The 20,400-nt window shown below is 43.1% G+C and carries 17 protein-coding genes; 7 read left to right on the forward strand and 10 right to left on the reverse strand.

Annotation, left to right across the window (positions count from 1 at the left end; all coding sequences use genetic code 11):
• Positions 1-1,057: 1,057 nt before the first annotated feature.
• Together hda and BMY62_RS11045 are read left to right on the forward strand one after the other, a co-directional pair.
• Complete coding sequence (hda, locus tag BMY62_RS11040) at positions 1,058-1,735, forward strand: DnaA regulatory inactivator Hda (RefSeq protein WP_090659712.1); 678 nt, start codon at positions 1,058-1,060, stop codon at positions 1,733-1,735.
• 15 nt (positions 1,736-1,750) lie between these two features.
• The gene (locus BMY62_RS11045; RefSeq protein ID WP_090659714.1) at positions 1,751-2,413 is read left to right on the forward strand and encodes a histidinol-phosphatase; all 663 of its coding nucleotides are present in this window, start codon (positions 1,751-1,753) and stop codon (positions 2,411-2,413) included.
• 90 nt (positions 2,414-2,503) lie between these two features.
• Here the strand turns inward: BMY62_RS11045 and spt are convergent, their stop codons facing one another.
• The 5 genes from spt to BMY62_RS11070 all read right to left on the reverse strand — a co-directional run bounded on the left by spt (position 2,504) and on the right by BMY62_RS11070 (position 8,544).
• Positions 2,504-3,700, reverse strand: a complete 1,197-nt coding sequence (spt, locus tag BMY62_RS11050) for a serine palmitoyltransferase (RefSeq protein ID WP_090659717.1) — start codon at positions 3,698-3,700, stop codon at positions 2,504-2,506.
• A complete protein-coding gene (locus BMY62_RS11055; RefSeq protein ID WP_090659720.1) occupies positions 3,701-3,955 on the reverse strand; it encodes an acyl carrier protein in 255 nt (84 codons plus the stop codon).
• 27 nt (positions 3,956-3,982) lie between these two features.
• Positions 3,983-4,894, reverse strand: a complete 912-nt coding sequence (locus tag BMY62_RS11060) for an NAD-dependent epimerase/dehydratase family protein (protein ID WP_090659722.1) — start codon at positions 4,892-4,894, stop codon at positions 3,983-3,985.
• A gap of 6 nt (positions 4,895-4,900) precedes the next feature.
• Positions 4,901-6,727, reverse strand: coding sequence for a fatty acyl-AMP ligase (locus BMY62_RS11065; protein ID WP_090659725.1), 1,827 nt, complete (start codon positions 6,725-6,727; stop codon positions 4,901-4,903).
• Positions 6,728-7,266: 539 nt separating this feature from the next.
• Positions 7,267-8,544: an FAD-dependent oxidoreductase gene (locus BMY62_RS11070; protein WP_143058799.1), complete on the reverse strand. Its 1,278-nt coding sequence runs from the start codon at positions 8,542-8,544 to the stop codon at positions 7,267-7,269.
• 254 nt (positions 8,545-8,798) lie between these two features.
• Here BMY62_RS11070 and BMY62_RS16520 point away from each other — a divergent pair, with 254 nt between their 5' ends.
• From BMY62_RS16520 to BMY62_RS11095, 5 genes are all read left to right on the forward strand, one after another.
• The gene (locus BMY62_RS16520; RefSeq protein WP_256207569.1) at positions 8,799-9,452 is read left to right on the forward strand and encodes a peptidoglycan-binding domain-containing protein; all 654 of its coding nucleotides are present in this window, start codon (positions 8,799-8,801) and stop codon (positions 9,450-9,452) included.
• Positions 9,453-10,006: 554 nt separating this feature from the next.
• A complete protein-coding gene (hpnH, locus tag BMY62_RS11080) occupies positions 10,007-11,125 on the forward strand; it encodes an adenosyl-hopene transferase HpnH (RefSeq protein WP_090659731.1) in 1,119 nt (372 codons plus the stop codon).
• A 111-nt stretch (positions 11,126-11,236) separates the two neighbouring features.
• Positions 11,237-12,388, forward strand: coding sequence for a glycosyltransferase (locus tag BMY62_RS11085; RefSeq protein WP_090659734.1), 1,152 nt, complete (start codon positions 11,237-11,239; stop codon positions 12,386-12,388).
• The gene (locus BMY62_RS11090; RefSeq protein ID WP_090659737.1) at positions 12,366-13,022 is read left to right on the forward strand and encodes an ABC transporter substrate-binding protein; all 657 of its coding nucleotides are present in this window, start codon (positions 12,366-12,368) and stop codon (positions 13,020-13,022) included. Before BMY62_RS11085 ends, BMY62_RS11090 begins: the two co-directional genes overlap by 23 nt.
• A gap of 19 nt (positions 13,023-13,041) precedes the next feature.
• Complete coding sequence (locus BMY62_RS11095) at positions 13,042-15,684, forward strand: MMPL family transporter (RefSeq protein WP_256207570.1); 2,643 nt, start codon at positions 13,042-13,044, stop codon at positions 15,682-15,684.
• 36 nt (positions 15,685-15,720) lie between these two features.
• Here BMY62_RS11095 and BMY62_RS11100 read toward each other — a convergent pair whose 3' ends face one another.
• From BMY62_RS11100 to BMY62_RS15965, 5 genes are all read right to left on the reverse strand, one after another.
• Positions 15,721-16,980: an RsmB/NOP family class I SAM-dependent RNA methyltransferase gene (locus BMY62_RS11100; protein ID WP_090659743.1), complete on the reverse strand. Its 1,260-nt coding sequence runs from the start codon at positions 16,978-16,980 to the stop codon at positions 15,721-15,723.
• A gap of 13 nt (positions 16,981-16,993) precedes the next feature.
• Positions 16,994-17,773, reverse strand: coding sequence for a DUF3108 domain-containing protein (locus BMY62_RS11105; RefSeq protein ID WP_090659746.1), 780 nt, complete (start codon positions 17,771-17,773; stop codon positions 16,994-16,996).
• Positions 17,770-18,408: a phosphoribosylglycinamide formyltransferase gene (gene purN / locus BMY62_RS11110; RefSeq protein WP_090659749.1), complete on the reverse strand. Its 639-nt coding sequence runs from the start codon at positions 18,406-18,408 to the stop codon at positions 17,770-17,772. Before purN ends, BMY62_RS11105 begins: the two co-directional genes overlap by 4 nt.
• A gap of 21 nt (positions 18,409-18,429) precedes the next feature.
• On the reverse strand, positions 18,430-19,503 hold the full coding sequence (gene purM / locus BMY62_RS11115) for a phosphoribosylformylglycinamidine cyclo-ligase (protein WP_090659752.1): 1,074 nt from the start codon (positions 19,501-19,503) through the stop codon (positions 18,430-18,432).
• Between the two features lie 152 nt (positions 19,504-19,655).
• On the reverse strand, positions 19,656-20,090 hold the full coding sequence (locus BMY62_RS15965; protein WP_143058800.1) for a hypothetical protein: 435 nt from the start codon (positions 20,088-20,090) through the stop codon (positions 19,656-19,658).
• Positions 20,091-20,400: the final 310 nt, after the last annotated feature.

The raw sequence follows: 20,400 nt of genomic DNA on the forward strand, positions 1-20,400 counted from the left end.
AGCGGTGATCCCGGTCTTTACCAGACTGTAAACCAGAAGCAAGCAACAACGCCGGTACACCACTGTCATATGACAGCCGGTGTACCGGCTTTTTTTGTCTGGAACCTAGTTAGTACTCTATCAATATGATATTGACGGGTTCAGTGAGCTTGTCAGTGTTCATGGCAAGGCGTGTCTTGCAGGAAATAGTTCGTTCTATTACCAAAAGACACAACGTAGCTCATGGATGCTGACAAGCTCACCCACAGGGCGTTACCGTGGCGTCCTGCAGCCGTGTTACAGTACTTGAAAAGGGAACAACCCTTTTCCGCGTACTGTGCCTTGCTCCATAACACCACGGCAACGTTGTACCTGGCGATATCATATTGATAGAGTACTAGATATACATGCGACAAAATTCAGGATGTGTATGATAACTATGTTCTATGAACAAGTTAACGAACGGATAGGTATCAGATTTTTGATAGTTAAGAATCCGTTAGGGTTTTGACCTTTATTTATTTCGAGGTCGTTTTGTACAATAAATCTTGGGTGGCTGAAAAAATTTTTGGAAACACCATTAACTTCAGAATTAGCAGAAGATCAATTAAGAGAGGCCTTAGGTCTGATAGGGCGTATCGATTGACAGGCTAACCTATGCGAATAATTTTACCGGGGAGTCCATCAGGATCGAAGGTGCAGATCTGACAATCGAATTCATTTGAGAACGGTTTGACAACGAAGATCATGCAAATTAGAAAGATGTCCAGGATAGAATTTTTTCCAAATGATCGCCTTTAATTCAAAGGGTCGATCGATTCCAGTTGACTCGTTGCTGTCACCAAATGGAAATTATATGGATATTATGTGCGTAATGACGGGTTAGGAGAAACGTTGTTGCTTCCGCTTTGATTATAGAAGATCGTGAGTAGTTTGGTTTTAGAAATATCTATCAGTCATCACTTTGAATTTTCCATAAAAAAATTATATAAATTAAACAAGCTACAATTATTGGAAAGTTTCCTGTTATGTTAAGCACAATTTGACACGTAATGAATATTTGTACAGTTGTTTTCCCATGAAACAATTATTGCTTGATATTAAGCCTAATGAAAAGCCCTCATTGACAAATTTTGTGACAGGACGTAATTCTGAATTAGTGCAGACACTGAAAAATGTTATTTTTGCCCGCGATAAAGAACAGTTTGTGTATATTTGGGGAAATTCTGGCTGTGGCAAAAGCCATTTGCTACAGGCTGTGGTCGGGGAGGTCTTACAATGTGAATATACGGCTTACTATTTTTCTGGTGAGATAACTAGCAATATTCAAACGACGGATTGCTTGCGATGCTTGGCAATCGATGATGTAGATTTGTTAGATAACGAATCGCAGATTACTTTGTTTAATATCTATAATCGAATGAAGGAAGACGGATGTTCGTCATTGCTTGTGAGTGGCTCTTTGCCGCCAGTACAATTAAATCTACGACGTGATTTGGTAACTCGATTGGGTTGGGGACTGGTTTATCAGGTTCATGAATTAACAGAGGACGAGAAAATAAAGGCATTACAACAAAAAGCCGCAGAACGAGGGTTTGTACTGAAAAAGGCAGTATGTCGGTATTTGCTCCAACATACTCGACGCGATTTGCCTTCTCTGATGATGATACTTGATGCTCTTGATAGATTTTCTTTGGCACATCAACGCCAAATTACGGTTCCGTTATTGAAAGAAATGTTAAGTAGCTTATCATAACAAATATATATTATCATGAAACTCGCATTATTTGATTTAGACAATACCTTATTAGTAGGTGATAGTGATTTCGAATGGGCACAATTTCTGATTGAGAAAAGAGCATTGGATCGTGAATTGCATGAGGCACGGAATCTAGAATTTTATGAACAATATAAAGCAGGTACATTGGATATTCATGAATTTCTGGATTTTCAGCTCAAGCCCCTATCAAGGCATCCGCGAAGTCAGTTAGAAACATGGCGGAAAGAGTTTATAGAAATAAAAATAAAACCACTTGTTGCGCCAGGTGCAAAAAAATTGATAGAAAGTCATATGCTTGACGGAGATCTATGTATTATTATTACAGCAACGAATAGTTTCGTGACTGCACCAATTGCGCGATTGTTTGAAATTGATAACTTGATTGCCACAAATCCAGAGGAAGAAAATGGAGAATTTACGGGTAAAGTCCTAGGCAAACCGAGTTTTAGAGAGGGTAAAATTGATCGTCTTGAAGAATGGCTGAACCAGCATAATTTAACGTGGCTATCGTTTTTACAAAGTTGGTTTTACAGCGACTCACTGAATGACTTACCGTTATTAAGTAAAGTAACCCACCCGGTAGCTGTTGACCCTGATCCTACTCTGAAGAAACATGCGGAAACGAAGGGGTGGCCTGTTATTAGCCTACGTTAAATTGTATCTTATTCAGGTGAGCCAGACTGATGAGATTACATAATTAAAACAGTACGATATTTTGAAACAGAATCATCAGAACACATTTTTTCATGCATCTGCATCTAATATTTGCCGATGCAGTTTTGCAAATGTTTCGCCCACATAAGAAATTTGCTCAGTAGAGTGAGCTGCATTTACACTACATCGAACTAGAGATTTTCCATCAGGTGCAGCAGGTGGTAAAATTAAATTAACGTAAATATTGTTTTCCAACAGACTCTGCCAGATTTGCAGCGCTTGCTTGGGATTGTCGAGTATTGCGGCGATGACGGGACCAGGCTCCGGACCAAGTGTATAGCCAGCTTTTTTTAGATGATCGTACAATTGTGTACAATTTTTCCAGAGTTGTCTGCGTAACGCTTTCCCTTCTCGTAATAGAACCAACGCTGCACGAGTTGATGCTATGGTTGCTGGCGAGGGTGAAGCTGTAAAAATATAGGGATGGCTGAGATAGCGTAATTGATCGAGTTGCGGATGATTGCTGACACAGAAGCCACCGATACTACATAAACTCTTACTAAATGTGCCAGTGATAAAATCGACTTCATTTTGTAGGCCTGTTTTTTCGACTAAACCTTGGCCTGTCTCTCCGAGCACACCTATGGAGTGAGCTTCGTCAAGTAAAAGAGTACAGTTATATTTGTTTTTTAAATCTACAATTTCAGCCAGTGGTGCCTGATCTCCTAGCATGCTGTAGATACCTTCGACTATGATCAATGTATTTTCTGTGCGATTTCCCAGGCGGCGTAAGCGTTTTTCCATATCGATCATATCGTTATGTTTAAAGCGAATAATTTCCGCGCCACTGAGTATGCAACCATCATAAATACTTGCATGAGAGTCACTGTCAATTAATACCGTATCACCGCGGCTCACTAAACCAGAAATTGTTCCTAGGTTTGCTTGATAACCGGTTGTGAATACAATCCCGGCGCAGTATCCGTAAAATTCTGCAAACTCTCTCTCAAGTGCACGGTGGCCGTAGTAACTACCATTAGCCATTCTGGAGCCAGTTGTACCCGTACCCTCTGCGTCCAATGCATCATGAGCTGCCTGTATGCATTCAGGAGCAAAAGTTAAGCCAAGATAATTATTAGTACCGAGTAATATGACGCGACGTTCACCTATTCTCGCTTCCGTTGCCGAGTATACTTCTTCGATAGGTATGCCGAAAGCTCCGACGCCTTCTGGAAGCATAGCTTTCCTTGCAGCTGCGGCTGCATCGAGTTTTTCGAGTAAATTCATTTAGTGATTAGATTTTATTCTGGAGATTAGACTTGCAAGATCATGAACAGTTTGAACATCAGCTAATGCATTGATGGGAATGGAAATATCAAAGGTATCTTCAATTTCCATTATAAGATTTAACAACTTGATTGAATCAATTGATAACTCACTGATGATATTGGTCTCTGGTGTTATGACTATTTCAGAACTTGCTATGCTGCTAAGACGATCCCTGAGTAACTGCAGAATTTCATCATAATTACTATCAGTCATAAAATATGGGATCCTTAAGTATTTGCACTAAATGATTTTGGATAACGATTCATTTAACTGGATGCTTGGTTGCCAAGCCGGTAATGCACGTATAAGCCGAGTATTGTCACATACCCAGTCATGATGCTGAAGTTCATTTACTTTTCCTGGTGTCAACATCGGAGAGTAACGCAACAAGTGTGCTAACCAAAGATTGAGAACAGCTATAGTTTTGATTAATAAATTTGGGATCATTATACAATGAATCCGCCTTTTCCAAACTTTCTGTGCTAAATCTGCTAGAGACTTAAAACTGTAACCATTGGGTGTGCCGTCATCTAACTCGAAGATACCGTTGCACGGCTCTTTTGAAACAAGCCATAATTGAACTGCTTGAACTAGATCATCTACGTGTATTAAACCAAATCGATTGCTTGGTTTTCCCACTATTGGCAGCAATCCTTTTCGGATTGATTTGAATAGTGGGGCGAGTTCCTTGTCCCCGGGACCATAGACTGCTGTAGGTCGAAATATGGTCCACTGCAGTTTAGCTGCATGGTTGATCACTTCATGCTCGGCAATATTTTTACTTGTAGAGTACCATGACAACTCTGGATGTCTCGCAGCAAGCGAAGAAACAAACAGAAAGCGCGGATGATGGTTATGTCTAGCGACAATATCAAGAAGATTTCTGGTTCCGATCACATTTGTATGGATGAAATCATTGAGCGTACGGCCCCTCACTGCACCTGCGCAATGAATAATAGCTGAAGCTCCTTGTGTTAGTTCTGCGAGTGCAGTGTGGTTGTCCAAATCCCCATACACCCATTGTATGAGCTTTGAATTTTCTTGTTTATGCCGGGCAAGTGCTTTTACTTGCCAGCCTTCGCTGGCAAGTTTTTTAATTAACCGTTGACCGATAAAACCAGTAGCACCCGTTATTGCTACCAATTTCCGCATATTGACCTAACGATCTCCTGACTCGGCTACTGACAACAGTTGTTCGTCCAGATTTGTTCGCTGAATATAGCCCTGACGAGCAGCAAAACGGGATAATTTGCCAGATGAAGTTCTAGGTAATGTATGTGGCGGCACTAATTCTACAATACAATTAACGCCAAAAGCCATGTAAACCAGTTGTTGCAACCGCTTGATCAGTGAGTGACGCTCTGCTGTCGAGGTCAATCGGCACTCAATCACGAGAACTATTGTCGTTGTTCCGTCTGTATCGTTGATTCCAAATGCAGAAGCTTCTCTTGATCTGATTTCAGGTTGTTGTTCTGCCAACTCTTCGATATCCTGAGCTCGAATATTCCGACCATTGACGATAATAACATCTGTCCGGCGTCCTGTTATATACAAATCACCATCGTACAGAAAACCAATATCACCCGTGTCTAACCAATTATTGGGCATAAGCGCTTTCTTTGTTTCTTCTGGGTTGTTGTAATAACCCGTCATGACACTTGCGCCATGAACAAGTACGCTGCCAACCATATTCTCACCCAACTGCTGTCCTGTCTCATCTACAATTTTGACTGTATGTCCCGGAAGCGGGCGACCGCAATTAACAAATTCGTTATATTTACGGCCTTCAGCACGTAGTTTCGTAGCCATTCTTTTGTCTATGAGAGTTTTGCTATCAACCTGAATGCTGTGGAATCCATTACCAATTTTTGAGAATGTAACTGCAAGCGTTGATTCAGCAAGTCCATAACATGGTAAAAATGCACTGTCACTGAAACCTGCAGAAGAAAATTTCTCTGCAAAATTTCTTAAAGTTTCCGGACGAATCATTTCTGCGCCAATGCCGGCGGCGCGCCAGCAGCTGAGATCAAGATCCCTTAAGTCGGATTCACGAACGCGCATTGTGCATAACTTAAGTCCAAAAGGCTGACTGAAAGCAACTGTACAGCGATTGCGGCTTATAAGGCGCAACCATTGTAGGGGGCGAATTGCAAAATCACGCGTAGCTAAATAATCAACTGAAATTTGAGTGACCATCGGTGCTAACACCAGGCCGACCAAACCCATATCGTGATAAAAAGGCAGCCATGATGCAGAACGATCCTCTGGTTTTATTTCCAAACCATTGCGTACGATACCTTCCAGGTTGCACATGAGCGCATGTTCAGTTATTACAACACCTCTGGGCATGCGCGTACTTCCCGACGTAAATTGCAGATAAGCAACCTCGTCCGTGGTATTTGGCCGGAGTGTTACCTCTTTTTCAGGTAATTCCCAGAGTTGAGCTGGAGTTCCAACCCATTGAAGATTTGTTGTTTTGTTGGAAGCTTCTTCAAGAAAATTAATGTAATCCAGATTCGCAATCGCTAAACTTGCTTGACTGCTTTCAAGCATACCTTTTAATTGCTGCACATAAATTCCATGACTGCCTAAATTAACAGGTACAGGCATGGCAAACGGGACTAATCCAGCATATCGACAAGCAAAAAATAACTCAATGAATTCAGGGGATGTATCAGCTATTATGGCAATGCGGCTGCCTCGCGCTAAATTGAATCCGGCTAACCGTCGAGCAAACGAACGTGCGTTGTTCCTGAGCAATTTATAGGGTAAAACTGATTGCAAATGACCTTTTGCATTATAGAAGTTATATCCCGTTATTCCTTGCGCAGCATATTCAAGTGCATTTGTCAGAGTATCAAACCCTGCCAATCGCTGCGCAAGAGTGTTGCGTGTCGGTGTTGGTGTTGTTTTTAATTCGCTTGAAGGCTGAAAATCAAACGCTTGCGTTAGCGGAGCGTTCAACTTGGTTATTGTCGAACTCAAGATCTTCCCCTCGAAGTAATATAACTTTTACGTTTCATCTTGCTTCCTATAGCAAGGTATTCTGATGGTGCGTGTCAACTCTTATTTTATTATATGTCGTCTATTGACTTTTCGCTTACCGGAAATTTCTATACTTAATCGCTAACAGCTGACATTCCAAATGTTCAATAAGTGTGTCGTATTTGACCAAAGCGCAGCTTATATAAGGAGGTTTTTTCTGTCAAGGCAATCTTGGCTGGTTGTTGCGCCAAAACAACAATTGCACTGATTTCTAAAAAATTGTATATATTGTTTTATTTGAGGCATTTATATTTCATCCTTGCTGTATAGGTGTGTCAAAACTAGTCAGGATTGCAGCGTGAGAGTTTATCTTTGCTTGCATAATTGATAAAAATACGCGGATTTTTTTCATTATGTATGTGTAAATTAGACGCTTAGATTGGCACACATATTTGATTTATCTATGCCAGTCTGACATGTGCATTATTATTGATAGAGCTGTAAGAAGTGAACTGTGCTGTCGCACATTTTGTTTGATGTTAGTGGCGAAAGCTTTTCATAAATTTGCTGTCAATAAAATCTTTCCAGCGCCAGACCCATCTTCCGTGTAAGAAAATGACCCCCCGTGATGCAATTGCATGTCGCCCACCCGTAGTGATTAAGCTCAAAAATTGATGTTGCGGCTTAAATGAAGAAAGCTTTGTCCGATTGATTGATGCGACGATATTGTCAAAAAGTAGAGGGCCTTGCCGTACTGCAAATACGCCTGCTTTGGACAGTGCTTGTGGCATAAATGCAGCACAATCACCTGCAGCAAAGATATTCGCATGCGAAATACTTTGTAGGTTTTGATTAACTTCAATAAAACCGCGTGAGTCGCATTTTATTCCACTTCCTGCCGGCCATGAATATGCGCCAGCATGAGTGGCCCATACCGTAAAATCGTAATCTAAAGAGGTGCCATCTTGCAAATGCAGTGATTGCTCGTCTATAGAAAACACCTTTCCATTTCTTACAGTGATGCCTTTGGACTGTAAATGTCTGTGAAAATAATTTTGTACCGTGCGGTTGTGTGTGGCAAGAATGGCCAAATCTCCGTTAATGAGTGTAAAGTCGACCTCAATTGTGGTTGAGGCTTGCACGTGATAATGCATTGCAAGCAATACTTCAACGCCTGCAGCACCACCACCAACCACGACAATTTTTTGCTTTCGTTTTGACTCGGCTCGAGAGTCCAGCCAATGATGCCATCGTAAAAGAAAATTGCGAATTGGCTTGATGGCGCAGCCAAAGTTATCTGCACCGAGTATTCCATGCGTAGTGGGTTGCGAGCCTATATTTATGGATAGCAGATCATATCTAATAGGTTCAAAATCTGGACAGTTAATTATTTGAAGCTCGGGATCGATTCGTTCCACTGAGCTTCGAACAAATCTGATTCCAGCCCACTGACACAGACGTCGTAAATTGATATGGCAATCTTCAAATAAATAATGGCCTGCAATTAATCCAGGCAGCATACCTGAATAGGGGGTATACATATCCGGGCTTATTAACGTTACATCTGTATTTTGCAATGGTTCTGTGATCAGCTGTTTGATCACCATCACATGACTATGGCCTCCGCCAATTAAACACAAATGTTGTTTTTCGGATGCGTGAGTTTTCATTATGGGGCAAAACGAAAAATCATATAATCTGTGAATATAAGAATAAAAAAATTGGTAATTTGTAGCAATATAAATTAGTCTATACTGGATATGGGTTAAATCTGATGTTTTGTCTTGTCTTGTTGTTAAAGATTGCTCTTGAGGCAACCAACACCATGAAAAACAGATAAAAAATTATATCTGCTCTGATATATTGTGTTATTCAGGAGTAGAGTGGCTTGCTAAATAGTTAGTGCGCAGACGAATGTTTGATAGCCCAGAATGTCCTCGATAACATCTATTTAAGCGTTATGTTATTAAATAATAATATCAAAACCATATTTGAGTATATTCCAGAGTTAAATGCAGTATTAAGTCTATCATCGCTTGTTGTCTATGTTTCATAAGTACGGAGGGAGTCAATGAAGTCAAGCAAAGTTAAATTATTATCAGCTAGTGTTGTTTTCTTATTTACTGCCGGATTGTTATCCGGTTGCGGCGACGAACCGGAGGATGCGGCAACTCAGAGCCAGGAGCAAGTGACTGATGAGCCAATTCAAAGTTTGGAAACAATCATTGAGCCTGAGCCGTTGGTAGATATACAAGAAACAGACGACATTGAACCGTTTGGAAATATTGATTTGGAAGAAGAAATGAGTTCCATGGAAGGTATATTGAATGACTTGTCTGACGAGACTAGTGAATCAATTGACACCGCTGCGAAAACAGCGGGCGACGCGTTTGACAAGATGATTGATGCAGCTAAAGAAACTGCGAATGAAGCTGAAATTGCGGTCAGCGAGATACAGGAAGATGCTGCCGATGCATTAGAGGCGACAGTTGTTGAGCCGGCTAATGAAATTATGGAAGATTCCCATGAAGTTGTTGCAGCAACGCCTGGTTTAATACGTCGCGTGCAGCAAGCTTTGGCAAACGCTGGTTACAACCCGGGTCCAGTCGATGGAATTAGTGGCCCAAGGACTTTATCTGCCATTGAAAACTTTCAACAAGATAACGATCTTGCAACGGGTGAGCTAACCAAGGAAACATTGCGTGCACTCGGAGTTGATTTTTAGAGGCTGTCATAAAAGCTTCCTGGCGGACAATCTATCAACCGGAAATGTGAGGTACTTGTATCAGTTTGGATCAAAATGTTGACTGGATAAAATCTGATAATCTGTATACGCATAGAATGCTGTTTTAAGAGGTTCTCTGAATAAAGGGGTTCTCTGAATATAATACTGTGTTTACACGATAATCAGCACAGTGTTGCATTTATACAAATTGTACTTGGGCAGATTTTAACGCAGTCTATAGTCAATAATTGATTGTTTGATTAGCTATTTTGGATCAAGCGTTAGATAGTGAATGTAAATGATCTGCTGTTGGTAGTTCAGTTTCCAAGTAAGATTAAGATATAATTACAATGTTTTCAAAATAACCGGTTTTCAGGAAATTATGGAGCTTTTTTGAGAACCGGAATATATTTCATTTTTTCAATCGATTGCGGATTGTGTGGTGCATTAAGTTATTGATGTGACCATAGTGATGTGATGAATTTTGATGTCAGGCGCTTGGCATCCACCCGCCGATATTTTGCAATCGATACAAGCTTTTGGAGGTTTTGTCCATGGGAGTACCCTTACGCCAACAAATCGCGGTAGGCACATACTTGATTAAGCAAAAAGTTTTGGGAGTCAAGAAATATCCACTGGTTTTAATGCTGGAGCCGCTGTTTCGTTGTAATCTCGCCTGCGCTGGTTGCGGAAAAATTGCACACCCAGAGGAAATTCTCGATAAACGGTTGTCGTATGATGAGTGTATGCAGGCTGTTGATGAATGTGGTGCACCCATGGTTTCCATACCGGGTGGCGAACCTTTATTGCATAAAGAAATGCCGCAAATAGTTGCCGGTATCATAAAACGCAAAAAATATGTGTATCTTTGTACCAATGCGTTGCTGTTGAAGAAGAGAATTGATGACTATACTCCATCGCCATACCTGACATTTTCAGTTCACCTGGACGGTATGAGAGAAAGGCATGATGCATCGGTTTGTCAAGATGGCGTATTTGACCGGGCGGTTGAAGCGATTAAAATTGCTTTGGAAAAAGGATTCAGAGTTACAATTAATTGCACGTTATTTCAAGGCGAGACACCGGAAGATGTTGTCGAATTTCTTGATTATGCTATGGAACTTGGCGTAGAAGGCGCAACAATTGCTCCAGGGTTCAGTTATGAGCATGCTCCCAAGCAGGATGTGTTTATCAAAGGTGCAGATACTAAAAAATTGTTTCGCGGTATTTTTGCGTTAGGCAAAAAACTGAAGCGTAAATGGCGGCTCAATCACTCGGCTCTTTATCTCGATTTTTTGGCGGGTAACCAGGATTATAAGTGTACTCCATGGGGTAACCCGACACGTAATGTTTTTGGATGGCAAAAACCGTGCTATTTGCTGGCTGACGAGGGTTATGTTAATACATTTCAAGAGTTGCTCGATACAACACCTTGGGAAAAATACGGTAATGCAAGCAACCCAAAATGTGCTCAATGCATGGCGCATTGTGGTTACGAAGCCACTGCAGTGGAAGATACGCTGCAACATCCTTGGAAAGCACTTGTGACCTCAGTTAAAGGTCCCAGAACAACAGGTGAGATGGTGGCGGAACCCTTACCCAAGTGGATTGCTGAAACTGACAAAAAAGGGAAAAAACTGGCAGACATTCCTGTTACGATATCAAATAAATAGACAAAAATCACATCAACACGGTAGCAGTGTTGCACTGAATGATCGTCTGCGGCTCTACATGCAAGGTGAGTCAGTGGATAGTTATTTGAACGAAAGATTTATAAGTATTTTATGTTTAATCCTTCGTTGATTGGTTTATTGGGGTTTATATTAGGCGCAATTGGAGTTTTTGGCTGGTCTTTGATACTCATACTTCCCTGGCGTCCGGCTAGTACATATGAGCAGATGGAACCAAAACAGAGTGCGCATTCTGCATCTAATCTAAACGACGTCACGGTGTTGATTCCTGCTCGTAATGAAGCGGAGTATATCCGTCATACACTCGAAACTGTCTATATCCAGGGAACTGGTTTAAAAATCATTGTCGTAGATGATCAATCTACTGATCAGACAGCACAATTAGCGCGAGCAAATGGAGCGCGGGTTATTAGCGGCACCGCGCCGCCGGCCGGCTGGAGCGGTAAGCTTTGGGCTCTCGAACAAGGTTTGCGGGAAGTGCGTACCGCTTACACACTATTACTTGATGCTGATATTGCTTTGTCGCCAGGAATTATTGCCGCGCTTCTGGATAAAGTAACAAAAGAGCAATGTGCCCTGGTGTCAATAATGGCCGAGCCACCTCTAAGCAATCTTGTAGAGCGTTCGCTCATGCCCGCATTTATTTTTTTCTTTAAGTTGTTGTATCCTTTCGGATTGACAAACAAACCTTCTTCAAGCATGGCTGCTGCTGCAGGAGGGTGTATACTTGTGGAAACGCAAGCATTGCGTGCAGTGGGCGCATTTACCAGTCTGCACAATGCATTGATTGATGATTGTACGTTGGCTGCACACATCAAACATGCAGGAAACAAGATCTGGTTAGGTTTAAGTCACTCAGTGCGCAGTCAGCGTGGTTATCCTGGATTGGAGACTGTCTGGGAAATGGTATCCAGAACGGCTTATACACAACTTAATTACTCGCTGCCATTACTGGTCCTGTGTACTGTGATAATGGTATCAATGTTCTGGTTTGGGCCCTTCGTGTTCTTGTTGCTGCCTGATGATCAAAAAGCTTATATGCTTTGTGCAGCAGCGTGGCTGGCCATGTACTTGGCTTACAGGCCGACTTTGGTTTATTTTCATCGTTCACCAATATGGGTATTTGCGTTACCAGTTATTGGTATGCTGTATCTTGCCATGACATGGACCTCAGCAATACGTTACTGGCGCGGTGAACGTGCTCGCTGGAAGGACCGCCGATATGAAAGCAAAACAGACTACTAGGAAAATAAGCTTGGCGTCGCGATTAATTACCGCTGTGCTGCTATCCTTACTCATTATTGTTCCAATCGGTATTACACACGCAGATGAACCCGAATTTAATAGTGCACAAAGTGCGATTGATTCTTTGCAGCAGTCTTTGTTGCATGTAATGCGTGAGGGAGAGCAGCTTAACTATTCAGAGCGGGTTGAATTCTTAACGCCCGTTGTCAACAAGACGCATGATATTGATTTAATTATAAAAACTATCCTTGGAGCGAGTCTTTGGCACGAGCTTGATACAATGCAGCAAAATCTGATCATAGAAACATTCAGAAAGCTTAGTATTGCGTCATACGCCGGTCGATTTAAACAATATAATGGCGAACAATTCGAGTTTATCGAACAGCGTGATTTGCCAAGAAACCAAAAGCTGGTGCGTAGTCGGCTCAACAAGGGAGATGGTGGCGCAGTGAATTTTGATTACGTGCTCCACCGGCCAGAAGAGCATTGGTTAATTGTGAACATATTATTTGATGGCGTAAGTGATTTGGCGATTAAGCGTAGCGAATATCGATCAATCTTGCAACGCGAAGGATTTCAGTCATTGATAGACATGCTGAATGTCAAAATTGCTGAAGCCGAGCATAGCGAATAGCTGTTCAGAAGGATTTTATGTGAAAATTTTAACTGGTGCAGGTAGTCATTTTTTTGCTCACTGGACAGCGTTTTCCTACCGACAAGCCATCTGGATCATTATTCTAGCTTTTGTCGCGGCTGTACTCAGCATAACCTACACTGTTAATAACCTGGGTGTGCAGACTGATACAACGGACATGCTATCAGAGGATGTTCCTTTCCGGATTAATCACAAACGCTATAAAGAAGCGTTTCCGCAATATGAGGATGCATTGCTTCTGGTAGTGGATGCGCCAACACCCGAACAGGCGCATGAGACTGCTAAACAACTGACCTACTATCTCCAGAACGATGACGCTCATTTTTACGAGGCGAGCTACTTAAGCGGCGACTCATTTTTTGAGCAAAATGGTTTGCTCTACAAAAATCTCTCCGAGTTGGAAAATATCACAGATCAGCTTGCTGCTGCTCAACCACTGATTGCACGTCTTGCTGAAAATCCGACGCTCGAGACATTTCTATCAGTATTATCCGAAGCTGTTGTTGAGATCAATAGCGGCAGAAATTTGGAACTCGAAACTGTTTTCAATGGTGTTAGTTCAACATTGGACGCCAGACTCGCTGGAGAGCCGCGCGCATTATCGTGGCAAATATTGTTCAATGGTGAGCGGCAGACCGGTTTGTATCAAGAATTGATACTGACCAGGCCCAAGCATGATTATGCGCAGTTGTTTGCTGCAGAACAGTCGATGAATGCTGTACGTGAAACAGCAATGGATATGGGACTGACTCATGATTCACCAGTAAAATTACGCATTACGGGCGAAGCGGCGCTTGCCTTCGATGAACTGAATAGCGCCATGCATGGTGCACAAAGTGCCGGAATACTCGCGCTGGTGCTGGTAATCGTGGTATTGCTTGTGGCGGTTCGCAGTGTCGGTGCAATCATGACAGTGATGTTAACCCTTATATTAGGGTTGATTCTAACTGCAGCATTTGCAACGTTTGCAGTGGGTCATCTGAATCTGATTTCAATTGCCTTTGCGGTGCTGTATATCGGGCTGGGTGTGGATTACGCAATACATTTTTTATTACGACACGAAGAAATCAGAAAAAACGGCTCTCCGGTTATTCAAGCGCTGCCCATGGCAGGCGGTGATATCGGGCGTGCCCTGACAATCTGTGCGGTAACGACAGCAATTGGCTTTTATGCTTTTATACCAACATCGTATGATGGTGTAGCGGAGCTAGGTCTGATCTCCGGTTCGGGAATGATTATCAGCTTGTTGGTGACATTGACAATCGTTCCTGCTTTGCAACGTTTTTTTCCAATACAACCGATCAAACCGCTGATTTCTGTTAAGCCTGTGCATACTGTATTGGAATGGCCGATTCATGCACGGAAAAGCATTTTTATTTTGACAATATGTGCCGCATTACTTTCGATATTCGCATTACCGCAGATAAAGTTTGATTACAATCTGCTTAATCTGAACGATCCAAGGGCGGAATCTGTGGAAACTTTTCGTGAGTTGCTGGAAAATTCAGATGATTCACCCTGGCATATCATTGCTCTGGCAGATAACCGTGATGAAACCGTTCGGCTCGTTCAACAGTTATCCGGTTTACAGGAAGTGGACAAAGCAGTCACCTTGCTGGATTTTGTGCCGAAGCATCAGGAAGAGAAGATCCGCTTGATTGAAGAGATGGCAATGACTCTCGGGCCAATCTCATTTGTCCCATCTTCTCAGAAACGGGTCAATATTGATGAACAACGTATCGTTTTGGTGGATTTGAAGAGAGAACTGTCACGTTTTCTGGATGAACAGTCTGCACATCAGGCTAGCCAAGCAGCAAAAAACCTGCATGCGTCAGTACGTAATCTGCTGTCGCGATTGAATGCGCTGTCTGAAGGCGAAGCACGGGAGAGTCTGTTATTCGAGGTCGAGTATGACTTGTTGCATTTACTGCCAGTGTCCTTGCAACGTCTGCAGCTTGCGTTGGGCGCATCGACCTTTACCCTGGAGGACATACCTGAATCAGTTAAAATGCATTGGTTAAGCAAACAGGGCATTTATCGTATTGCAGTCTACCCTGCTGATAATATTAGTGATAATAATGCATTGAAAATGTTTGTGCGTGCGGTTCAGGATGTGACTCCCGGAGCAACTGGCGTACCTGTTATCAGTCTGGAAGCGGGCAAGGCGGTAGTTGACGCATTTATCCATGCATTCTCACTGGCGATTATCGGCGTTGTGGTGGCATTGCTGGTATTACTCAGGTGTTTAAAATCGACTGTGCTTGTATTGGTGCCGTTGATACTCGCTGCGTTATTTACTGGCGCTGTAACCGTATTGATGGGATTGCCGTTTAATTTTGCCAACGTGATTGCCTTACCGCTGATTCTGGGTATCGGTATTGATTGTAGCGTTCATATGGTGCATAGAAGCCGCAATAACGGGGAAGCGTATGAAAATTTACTATATACCAGTACAGCACGTGCTATTTATTATAGTGCTTTAACGACAATGGCGGGTTTTGGGAGTCTGATCTTCTCGCAACATCAGGGCACCACCAGTATGGGACTGTTGTTGCTGATCGGTGTTGTGTTGACACTGGTATGTGTTTTAATCATTCTGCCCGTATTGTTGCATGCTGCAAACCACAAGCCGTCTACTTGATCTTTTCTTCTGATTTTCCGTATGATAAATTGTTGTTCAACGTACTTTACGTTGTAATACCGCCGCAAAGAAACCATCAGTTTGATGGATGCTGGGAGAGAGCTGTAGGAATTTTCCAGTATTAATTGCAATTTTCTGTTCTGCCATCAGTTCGGAGCTGTCTAGTAAATCAAAATCTGCATTTATTGACTGAAATGTGTCGATAACCCGCTGGTTTTCCTCAGGCAGAAAACTGCAAGTGGCGTATACTAATCGCCCGCCAGGTTTGACCAAACCAGCTGCCGAATCCAGAATTGATGACTGCTTTGCTTGTAATTCTTTAATGCTCTGTGGCGATTGCCGCCATTTTAAATCGGGATTGCGGCGTAAGGTTCCCAGACCACTGCATGGCGCATCAACGAGCACTCGGTCGATTTTTTTCGAGAGGCGCTTTGTTTTAAGATCATTCTCGTTCGCGATGCGCTGAATGTGAACATTGGATAATCCTGAGCGTTTGAGGCGGGGCTTCAGGTTGTTTAGCCGTTTCTCATCAATGTCAAAAGCGTACACGCGACCTTTTGAATGCATAAGCGCGCCAATCAATAACGTTTTACCGCCTGCGCCTGCGCAAAAATCGACTACCATTTCTCCACGTCTTGGTGCCAGTAAGTAACCTAATAATTGGCTACCTTCGTCTTGCACTTCAATTTTTCCGGTTAAAAAAAGCGGATGACGGTTGATTGCTGGTTTGCTGTGCAAACGAATACCGCAGGGTGAAAAATGCATAACTTCTGCGTGAATACCATCTTTCAACAGTGTCTCGAGAACCTGCTCGCGTTTGGCAAGCATCGTGTTTACACGTAAATCCAGTGGCGCAGCTTTCTGCAGTGATTGTCCGAGACTGAGAATAGCGTCATCGGGCATGAAACACCTTAACTTTTCTATCAACCACAGCGGAAATTCAGCTTGCACATTCAATGGCTGCGATTCTAGTGCGGTTGCTGTAATGGTTTGTAATATGCTCATTTCTGAGTCTCGAATCCAGCTCTTCAGCTCGTGCACATCAATATTATGGAAACGGACCAGGTATGCCAGCAGTAGTAAGCGGGGTGCAGCCGAATCAGTGCATTGTTGCAAAAAGAATCGGTGGCGCAAAATTCCAAATGTTGCTTCGGCGATGAATGCGCGATCATGTGCACCGAGCTTGGGGTTTTGTTGAAAAAAACGTCTTAGTATTGAATCTGCCGGATACTCAAGTGGCAACAGTTTCTGTAGGGCGTCAGCCGCTTTATTCAGTTGAACAAGTGTCAATTGCATCGTAATTGTAGTGTTATTTTTTGCAGCAGGTATTATTCTCTGTGTAATCAATCTGAATTTCGGCGATCATTTTATCAACGTTCAAACCATCCTCCTCTATGGTTTGAATTTGTACAGGAATCATATGATACTTGGGTGCGAGCCATATTTTTCTCTGCATCTTGTCGTCCTGGTTATGTTGTTTGGTCAATACGATCGTTTCCATCTCACCCAGTGGTGTGCTGAGTTTTTCTCTGCTGACTTCGAACTGCATTAAATGATGACTGCGTCCATCGGTTACATTGATAGCGAGCAGATTTCCTGTCTTTAATATATGTTCGGGTGCAAAAATAAAATGATACGACAGGCTCAATCGATCCTGTGTGTCGATATTTAAAGTTGTCTGTTTTTCTTCATTCTGGTGTTTCAATGTCAGAATTCTGTTCTCCCAGTCAAACAGTGCCATGCTTGAGTTGTTGTTTGTTCTTTCGTCTGAATAACGGACAGGCCTTAAACCCAGTTCGGTTACGATACCCTGACTGTTTCTGAAAATATTGCCGGGATTAACCAGCTTGAAAACGCCGGTTGCTTGTGCATTACTGCTAATACTGTACGTATGAGAATCACTTTCCTGGTTGATATCAACAGTTTCATTCAGTTCACCATGACCAATACCCGTTCTAACGGTATAGCTGATATGGATACGTGCCGGTAAACCTGCCGTATCTTTTGCTTCAGCATTCAGACTGTTTTCAGCCGCATGGATGGCTGAATTCGCCCACCATAGAACCAGAAAAATTAGAGAGTTTTTCATTCCTGCAGTCCAGGAGAGTAAATTACCGAATCGTGAACACAGGTATCGGCTATGAATACAGTATTTTCAGTCAGCCTGATCCGGCCCTGTAGAAACCAGCGAACGGCCTGGGGGTAAATTCGGTGTTCCTGTTTTAGTACACGGTCTGCGAGCGTTTTTTCAGTGTCATTGGGAAATACCGGAACAGCTGCCTGAATCACGATAGGGCCATGGTCGAGTTTTGGTGTTACGAAATGAACCGTGCAACCATGAATCTTTACACCGTCGTCCAGTACACGCTTGTGTGTATGTAACCCCGGGAATGCGGGTAACAGAGATGGGTGGATGTTCATAAGACGACGATGGTAGCGAAAAACAAAATCGTCTGTGAGTATACGCATAAACCCGGCGAGTGCAATCAGATCGGGTTGATAACGGTCAATTTCGTCAGCCAGCGCGCTATCAAAGGTTGTCCGGTCTGAAAAAGCATGATGATTGATACATATCGTCTGCGCACCCTTAGTGGCAGCGGTTTGTAGTCCTTCAGCAGCTGGATTGTTACTAATAACGATAATACGATCAACTGGTAGCCTGGCTTCAAGTAAGGCGCGCATGTTGCTGCCACGACCAGAAATTAGAATGATCAGTGTCTTCATGACAAACGTACCTGAAGGATTCTATTTCAGTATGACTGCTGGCTGGTTGGGCGTACGTTGTTTTATTTTGCCTATCAGAAAAACCGTTTCACCAGCGTGCTGTAGGCTTTGAATAGCTTTATCTGCCTGGTCTGCAGCGACAACTACAACCATACCAATACCACAGTTGAATACACGAAACATTTCATCATCGCTAATGTGGCCTTGTTGCTGCAACCAATCGAAGAGTATCGGTAAGTCCCATGCGTTTGTGTTCAATTCCGCAGTGGTGTGGGCCGGAAGAATTCGCGGCAGATTCTCTGTAAGGCCGCCACCGGTTATATGTGCAAGACCTTTGATGGATACTTGTTTCATCAGCGATAGTACTGGTTTTGCATAAATTTTTGTCGGTGCCAGAATAATATCGCTGAGTGGTTTTCCTTGAAAGTCCTGAGACAAATCGATGTGGTTTGTGGCGATGATTTTGCGAATCAACGAATAACCATTTGCGTGCGCACCGCTTGAAGCCAGGCCGATCACGGCGTCACCGGCCTGTATATCTGAGCCGTTGATAATTTTGTCTTTTTCCACTATCCCAACAGCAAAACCGGCCAGATCATATTCTCCTACAGGATACATGCCTGGCATTTCCGCAGTCTCGCCGCCTATCAGGGCGCAACCAGCTTGCTCACAGCCCTCAGCGACGCCACTGACAACGGCAGATGCTATATCTGTGTCAAGTTTGCCGCAAGCATAGTAATCGAGAAAAAATAGCGGCTCCGCACCTGAGACCAGAATGTCATTCACGCTCATGGCTACCAGATCTATGCCAATTGTGTCGTGCCGGTGCAATTGAAAAGCAAGTTTTAGCTTGGTACCCACGCCATCGGTACCCGATACCAGTACCGGATTCCGGTATTTCCCGGATAATTCAAACAATGCGCCAAATCCGCCGATACCGGCTAATACCTCCGGACGCTGTGTACGTTTGGCAAGTGGTTTGATTGCCTGTACCAGATCGTTACCGGCGTCGATATTGACGCCGGCGTCACGATAGGAAAGAGAAGTTGTTAACTTGTGTGAGGAACTGTTGTCGTCGGAATGATGCGCGGTCACGGTGTATTATTATTGCAATGAAGTTACTGGATAAAGTATGTTTTGTTGGGTATTTTACAGCAAATATGTCGATTCTTCTTCCGATGTTTGAAGAGGTAATCATGTAACGCATGTGCAAGGCATGTATTGCATCAAGTTGGATGCTGCGTGAATTAATGACGATGACCGCCTCTTCCATGCCCGCCTCTAAAGCGCGAGTGTCCACGTCCGGAATGTCCTTGATTGCTCCGAAAATGCTTATGCCCGTGTCGGAAACTGCCGCTTCTGTGACTTCCTCTGAAGGATGAATGCCCACGTCCGATATGCCCGTGGCTGCCTCGGAAATGCTTGTGCCCACTGCGAAAATGCGAATGAGTGCCACGTATGTGTCCGTGTCCTCCACGATGAATCCTGTAAGGGCGATAAAAGTGGCTGGAGCCACCTACGTAGCTCGCTCCGCCATAGAATGCCGGTCGGTAGCCGTAGCCGTAGCCGGTGCTTGTGCTTCCATAATATCCGGCTCCATTGTAATAAGGTGGGGCTACGCATCCGCTAAAAAGCAATGGTGTGAGTAAAGCGGACATGATTAAGAATTTTTTTGAATTCATGATACACCTCCATCAATAACCAGACATATGGATAAATCCCCTGAGCCTGATTGTAAAGTTAACGTGGCAGATGACAGTTTCATGTCCAGTCCTGCCCGCAGTGTTTAGTCGAAAGCAATTCTGGTTTTCCTTCCGTTATTAGGATCGTGCATTCAGTCACTTTCGATTCTTATGACTGAATTGTAGGGTGGTCGAACTGAACCCTGACTGAATATAAATTGATCAGCAATTTGCCGTTAATAAACTTTGGGTGTGTCGTTCCGTCATAAATTTTAATCAGCGGATTTTGAAGACGGCCTGGCAATGTATC

It is taken from the genome of Nitrosomonas marina, assembly GCF_900111605.1.
GTDB lineage: Bacteria > Pseudomonadota > Gammaproteobacteria > Burkholderiales > Nitrosomonadaceae > Nitrosomonas > Nitrosomonas marina_A.

Excerpts from the sequence above, each read along its gene's own strand:
- BMY62_RS11100 (WP_090659743.1), bottom strand. The coding sequence starts at position 16,980 with ATGCAATTGACACTTGTTCAACTGAATAAAGCGGCTGACGCCCTACAG.
- BMY62_RS11105 (WP_090659746.1), bottom strand. The coding sequence starts at position 17,773 with ATGAAAAACTCTCTAATTTTTCTGGTTCTATGGTGGGCGAATTCAGCC.
- spt (WP_090659717.1), bottom strand. The coding sequence starts at position 3,700 with ATGAATTTACTCGAAAAACTCGATGCAGCCGCAGCTGCAAGGAAAGCT.
- purN (WP_090659749.1), bottom strand. The coding sequence starts at position 18,408 with ATGAAGACACTGATCATTCTAATTTCTGGTCGTGGCAGCAACATGCGC.
- hda (WP_090659712.1), top strand. The coding sequence starts at position 1,058 with ATGAAACAATTATTGCTTGATATTAAGCCTAATGAAAAGCCCTCATTG.
- BMY62_RS11055 (WP_090659720.1), bottom strand. The coding sequence starts at position 3,955 with ATGACTGATAGTAATTATGATGAAATTCTGCAGTTACTCAGGGATCGT.
- BMY62_RS15965 (WP_143058800.1), bottom strand. The coding sequence starts at position 20,090 with ATGAATTCAAAAAAATTCTTAATCATGTCCGCTTTACTCACACCATTG.
- hpnH (WP_090659731.1), top strand. The coding sequence starts at position 10,007 with ATGGGAGTACCCTTACGCCAACAAATCGCGGTAGGCACATACTTGATT.
- BMY62_RS11085 (WP_090659734.1), top strand. The coding sequence starts at position 11,237 with ATGTTTAATCCTTCGTTGATTGGTTTATTGGGGTTTATATTAGGCGCA.
- BMY62_RS11090 (WP_090659737.1), top strand. The coding sequence starts at position 12,366 with ATGAAAGCAAAACAGACTACTAGGAAAATAAGCTTGGCGTCGCGATTA.
- BMY62_RS16520 (WP_256207569.1), top strand. The coding sequence starts at position 8,799 with ATGAAGTCAAGCAAAGTTAAATTATTATCAGCTAGTGTTGTTTTCTTA.
- BMY62_RS11060 (WP_090659722.1), bottom strand. The coding sequence starts at position 4,894 with ATGCGGAAATTGGTAGCAATAACGGGTGCTACTGGTTTTATCGGTCAA.
- BMY62_RS11045 (WP_090659714.1), top strand. The coding sequence starts at position 1,751 with ATGAAACTCGCATTATTTGATTTAGACAATACCTTATTAGTAGGTGAT.